Below are 5,219 nucleotides of genomic sequence, written 5' to 3'. Positions count from 1 at the left end.
GTCACAAGGTCGACGGGAACCCGTTTGAGCCCTTGTCCGACGCCGTGCGCGCCGACCTGCAGGCCAGTGTCGACGCCCATTACCGCCAGTTCCTCGACACGGTGGCCCAAGGCCGCGGCCGCAGGCTCACCGCCGACATGGCCCGCGCCACGGAGGCTCGCACTTTCATCGGCGCGGAGGCCATCGCACTCGGCCTCGCCGACCGTATCGCCAGCTTCGACGAGGTGCTGGCGTCTCTTTCCGAACAGACGCGTTCACAGACCACCCGCCCATCCGGGCGCACCGCTCGCAAAGGAGGGATATCCATGAGCACAGAAGACATTGCTGTGGCTGCGGAAGCAGCCCCGGCAGCACCGCTTGCACCGGCACAGCCTGTGCGGCTCGAGGCGCCGGTACCGCACCCAGCCATCCGGCTGGACGAGGCAGTTGCCGCCGCGCGCCTTGAAGAGCGCGCCCGCATCCGCGCCATCGTGAACTGCGAGGCCGCCGAAGGGCGAGGCAAGCAGGCCCTCATGCTGGCGACCGAGACAGCCCTCTCCGTGACCGAGGCCGGGAAGATCCTCGCGGCCTCGCCGAAGGAGACCCGCATCGAGGCGCTCGCCCAGCGCGCCGCCGCCGGCCCCGAATTCGGCTCCAGCCGTGACGGCCGTCCCAACCCCACCGCGCGTGCTGAAGAGGGCTGGAAGCGGGCCATCGCCAACGCCAACCGCCGCTTCGCCCGCGCCTGAAAGGAGCAACAGACATGACAGTCCTCGTCGAAACCCGCCATCCCGGGGAGTTCATCCTCTCGGAAGCGAACGGCCATCGCTCGCGCGAGGCCGTAACCATCGCCAGCGGCGCCGGCATCATCGCAGCCGGAACTGTGCTCGGCAGGATCACCGCCAGCGGCAGGTATGCCGCCAGCGCTGTCGGCGCGAGCGATGGCAGCCAGGTACCTGCCGCCATTGCAATCCATGGCGCCGATGCATCCGCAGCCAGCGCCACCGTGTCGGCCATCGTCCGCGACGCCGAGGTGAACGGCAAATGCCTCACCTACCATGCCGATCGTGACCAGCCCGCGGAAAAGGCCGCCGCGAACGCAGGCCTTGCCATCCTCGGCGTCATCGTGCGCTGATCCCGGAGGAATCCAGACATGTCCATTCTCAATATCTTCACCCAGGACGCCTTCAGCGTCATGCGCCTCACCGATGCGCTCCGCGAGATCTCCTATGTCCCCTCGGCCATCGGCCAGATGGGCCTCTTCCAGACGGTGAGCATCGATACGCTCGATATCGCCATCGAGAAAGACAAGGCCCAGAACGGCATGCTGATCCAGGCAAGCCCCCGCGGCGGGCCGGGCCAGACCTTCGGCAAGGGCAAGCGGTCGATGCGCACCCTGCGGGTTCCGCACTTCCAGGTGGACGACGCGATCAATGCCGATGAGGTCCAGCAGGTCCGGGTCTTCGGCGAGGAGGTGGCCGTCGAGCGCCTGCAGTCCAAGATCGCCGAGCGCGCGGCGGAGGCCTCGCAGTTCTTCGCCCTCACCGAGGAATACCACCGCATCAACATCCTGAAGACCGGCCGTCTTCTCGACGCCGACGGGGCGGTGCTCTTCGACTACTTCACCGAGTTCGGCGAAACCCCCGCTGCCGAGATCGACTTCGACCTCGACAACGCCACCCCGGCCGAGGGTGTTCTCCGCAAGAAGTGCGCGGGCGTCATCCGCCAGATGGCCACGACGCTGGATGGCATTCCCTATACCGGCGTCACGGCGCTGTGCGGCGACACCTTCTTCGACGATCTCATCGCCCACAGGGAGGTGCGCGATACCTACAAGGGCTATGCCGACGCCGCGAGCCTGCGCGGAGCCTATATCAATCCGGGTGCCGGTGGGCTTCATGGCTCCTTCGACTTCGGCGGAATAACCTGGGCGAACTACCGGGGCGGCGGCAGTGTCGGGATCGACACCAACAAGTGTCACCTGTTCCCGATGGGCGTGCCGGGCCTGTTCCGTACGGTCTATGGCCCGGCCGACTACATCGAGACGGTCAACACCCCCGGCCAGCGCCTCTACGGCAAGCAGTGGGAGATGATGAACGGCAAGGGTGTCAATCTGGAGTTCCAGATGAACGCGCTGCACTACTGCACCCGTCCCCGCGTGCTGATCCCTGGCAAGCGGACCTGAGCCGGAGTCCGCTGGTGACCTCGGCCTTTGATGCCCTCGATGCGCTGGCGTCTGACGCGGCAATCGAGGGGTTCGGTGAAGAGGCCGTGCTGATCCCGCGGCAAGGCAATCAGTATGTCGAGGCCGCCGCCGATACGGACCGTATGGCGGTGAAAGTCAGGGGCATCTTCTCGGCCCTTGCGGCGGCCTCCGACCTCCGGGGCCAAGGCCGGGGTGGGGCGTTCGCCGGCGCCACGCGGCTCGTCTCCGAGCAGACCGCCTTCTGGATTGCCGCCGCGCAGGTTGCGGAACTGGGGTTCCGGCCCGCCAGGGGCGATCAGATCAGATTGCCGGAGCGATGCGGAAGCCCGTGCTACGCCATTGCCGCCATTCATCCGACCAGCATGGGCGATCTCAACCTTGTTCTCGTCCGGGAGGATGTGGCCGAGTGAGTATTGGCGTTCCGCAACGAAGCATTGCGGGGGGCGATTGCGGGGGAAGGGGCATGTTCCGGTCTGCGACACGCCCCGGTTCTGGCGTTGATCGAGAATAACCTTCCGGTCTGGAAGGTTTCCGGCATTGAAGGAGTTTCGGCATGAGCCTCGCCCGTCTTGCCATGCGCATCGCCTCGGCGCGCGCCCTGCGCGGTGCCACGCTGGCCGAGGGGCGAGTCCATGACAGCGCCATCGCGCCCATCGACCAGACCATCGCCGAGGAGCGGCAGCCCATCCTGATCGTGACCACCGACGATCACGAGATGGAGGTGACGGGGCGGGAGCTGTTCCACGGGAATGTTTCCTGCGACCTTGTCATCGAGGCCGCCATTGCGGCGCGGGTCGAGGTTGCGGGTGAGGAGAGCGTCATCACCATCCCGCACACCGACGAGGGGATGGAACTGGCGCTCGATCTCATGGAGCATCAGGTCATGGCGGCGCTGACGCGGGGGCGGAGCGACTGGTCGCGCGTCTGGATGAAACTCGTACCGCGCGTGTCACGCCGGCTGTCGCGCCGGGGCGCCTCGGTCGAGAAGGGCGTGCGCTTCGCCGCGCGGCAGATCGTCCTCACCTGTGACCTGATCGAGGCTCCAACAGATGGCGCACCCATCGCTGCCGGAACGGCATGGGCCGACCTGCTCGCGGTGATGGCGGCGGACACCGGTCTGGCGCCGGTCGCCCGCATGCTCCGCGCCGAAATCGAGGGCTCTCCGCTGGCCGGCTGGCGGCGGGCGGCAAACATGCTGGGCATCCACCTCGAAACCGCCGATGCCATCGGCCTCGGACCGGTGCTGGATCTCCCGGAAGACCCGGAAGTCCTCGAGGAAGCCATCCTCACGGGCGGCGTGGACCCGGTGATCGTAAATCATCACACCGCGCTGGCCCGTATCGCCGATGCGTGAGGTCGTTGAGCTGGCCGCCCGCATCGCTGAACTCGAGCGCCGCTTCTCGGGCGTGATGCGCCACGGGACGGTGGAGGAGATCGATGCCGGTCGCCAGCGCGTCAGGCTCAACTTCGGGAAGGATATCGACGGCAAGCCCTTCCTGTCGCCCTGGGTGCCCTACGCCCAGATCGCCGGTGCGCTGAAGGTCCACACGCCTCCGTCGAAGGGCCAGCAGTTCACGGCGCTGTCGCCCAACGGCGACTGGCAGCAGGCCGTGGCGCTGCCGATGACCTGGAGCGATCACAACAGATCACCATCTTCCAGGGGCGACGAGAACGTCCTCACCTATGGGAATGTCACCGCCACCATCAGGGACGGCCTCTGCGAGGTCGTTGCTGGCGCCGCCCGCCTGAAACTCACCTCCGCCGCCGTGACGATCAAGGTTGGCGGCGTCAACGTTGAAATCACCGATTCAGGCGTGGCTATCACCGGCGGCAGGGTCACGCATGACGGCAGGAACATCGGCGCCACCCATATTCATGGCGGCGTGGTGCCCGGCGGCGGTCTGACGGACGTGCCGGCGAACTAAAGGGAGCTCGTCGAGTGCTGCTAAGGAGGAAAGGTCTGATCTCTGCAAGATGCGGAGAATAAGAAGGCCCATCTCCGCAAAACATGCGGTGAATAGGACCTGGGCCGTTCCGGGTCGCGTTCTCACCGCTCTTGCTCGGAGCAAGGGTTCAGGTGAAGGGGTTCAGTACCGCTGCGCCAAGACCAACAACGTCGGATTCGTTTCGCGTGACGAGGGTCAAACCGTGGACCATTGCGGTAGCGGCCAGGAGGCCGTCGAGGACAGGAATTGGCCGCACGGCATTTAGGCGGCCCCATTCATCCGTGATCGCGGTTTCGATTGGCAGCGCTCGCTCGCCGAAAGCTTCGGTCACAGAGTAGAGCCATTCCTCCAGTACTTGCGCCTGCCGAGGGTCGCGCGACCTTCGCAACTCGATGCCTTTGCGGATTTCACCGAGGACAAGAACACTGATGCACAGGTCCTCATCAACCACCGTCGCATACCAGGCCGAGACCCCACGATTGCAGCGGCTGCCCTTCCGGATCTCGGAAATCACATTGGTATCGACGAGGTATTTCACAGTTCGATTTCCCGTCCCATGTCACGGGGGCGCTCAAGTTCGACGCCCTCAAGCGGGGCAGAGGCGAGGAGAGCCTTCAATCCGGCTTGTGCAGGCTTTGTGAAGCGGGCCTTGAGGATCGTACGCACCTGGGCTGCTGTCCTCGGGTCACCCAAGGCGCGCGCAACGCTTTTGACGAGAACGGCATCGTCTTTCTGGACGTGAATCTCGACGCGAACCATTCCCTTCTGGCGAAGACGTTTTCGAAATGTGTCGACCGGGGTCTTCCGTGCGGTAGCCACAATAGCCTCCTGGGATGGGGTGAACAATTTCGGGAGACTTACAGGAAATGCGGCTTGAATGCAATTGTTTCCGGAAATCCGTCGGAAAATCCCTCACCAACAAAGGGCTAGACCACATGCCACGCTACGCCATCACCGAGAGGGCGGGCCCCTTCGTCGCGGCCCATCGCAACACCGGGGTCGGGACCGTTCTCGACCTGACCGAACGCCAGGCGGAATACGAGCTGCGGCTTGGCACGCTCGTCCGGCTGCCAGAGCTTCATGAGAGC

The 5,219-nt window shown here is 65.4% G+C and carries 8 protein-coding genes; 6 read left to right on the top strand and 2 right to left on the bottom strand.

Annotation, left to right across the window (positions count from 1 at the left end; all coding sequences use genetic code 11):
* The 6 genes from ACKOED_RS17305 to ACKOED_RS17280 form a co-directional block, all read left to right on the top strand.
* A partial coding sequence (locus ACKOED_RS17305; RefSeq protein WP_408917872.1) for a S49 family peptidase occupies nt 1-728 on the top strand: 728 nt, incomplete at its 5' end.
* 14 nt (nt 729-742) lie between these two features.
* Nucleotides 743-1,114: a head decoration protein gene (locus tag ACKOED_RS17300; protein ID WP_408917871.1), complete on the top strand. Its 372-nt coding sequence runs from the start codon at nt 743-745 to the stop codon at nt 1,112-1,114.
* A gap of 18 nt (nt 1,115-1,132) precedes the next feature.
* Nucleotides 1,133-2,164: a major capsid protein gene (locus ACKOED_RS17295; RefSeq protein WP_408917870.1), complete on the top strand. Its 1,032-nt coding sequence runs from the start codon at nt 1,133-1,135 to the stop codon at nt 2,162-2,164.
* Between the two features lie 14 nt (nt 2,165-2,178).
* On the top strand, nt 2,179-2,595 hold the full coding sequence (locus ACKOED_RS17290; RefSeq protein WP_408917869.1) for a hypothetical protein: 417 nt from the start codon (nt 2,179-2,181) through the stop codon (nt 2,593-2,595).
* Nucleotides 2,596-2,738: 143 nt separating this feature from the next.
* Nucleotides 2,739-3,539 (top strand): hypothetical protein, encoded by an 801-nt coding sequence (locus tag ACKOED_RS17285; protein WP_408917868.1) that lies wholly within the window; start codon nt 2,739-2,741, stop codon nt 3,537-3,539.
* Entirely contained in the window at nt 3,532-4,110 is a 579-nt protein-coding gene (locus tag ACKOED_RS17280; protein WP_408917867.1) for a phage baseplate assembly protein V, read from the top strand. Before ACKOED_RS17285 ends, ACKOED_RS17280 begins: the two co-directional genes overlap by 8 nt.
* 148 nt (nt 4,111-4,258) lie before the next feature.
* Here the strand turns inward: ACKOED_RS17280 and ACKOED_RS17275 are convergent, their stop codons facing one another.
* Both ACKOED_RS17275 and ACKOED_RS17270 read right to left on the bottom strand, forming a co-directional pair.
* Nucleotides 4,259-4,669, bottom strand: a complete 411-nt coding sequence (locus ACKOED_RS17275; RefSeq protein ID WP_408917866.1) for a type II toxin-antitoxin system VapC family toxin — start codon at nt 4,667-4,669, stop codon at nt 4,259-4,261.
* Nucleotides 4,666-4,890, bottom strand: a complete 225-nt coding sequence (locus tag ACKOED_RS17270) for a hypothetical protein (protein ID WP_408917865.1) — start codon at nt 4,888-4,890, stop codon at nt 4,666-4,668. The genes ACKOED_RS17275 and ACKOED_RS17270 overlap by 4 nt, the downstream gene beginning before the upstream one ends.
* Between the last annotated feature and the right edge of the window lie 329 nt (nt 4,891-5,219).

Origin of the sequence: Aestuariivirga sp., from assembly GCF_046093005.1 — a bacterium.
GTDB lineage: Bacteria > Pseudomonadota > Alphaproteobacteria > Rhizobiales > Aestuariivirgaceae > Aestuariivirga.
The sequence above is the reverse complement of the archived record's forward strand: the minus strand, read 5'-3'. Positions and strand labels throughout refer to the sequence as shown.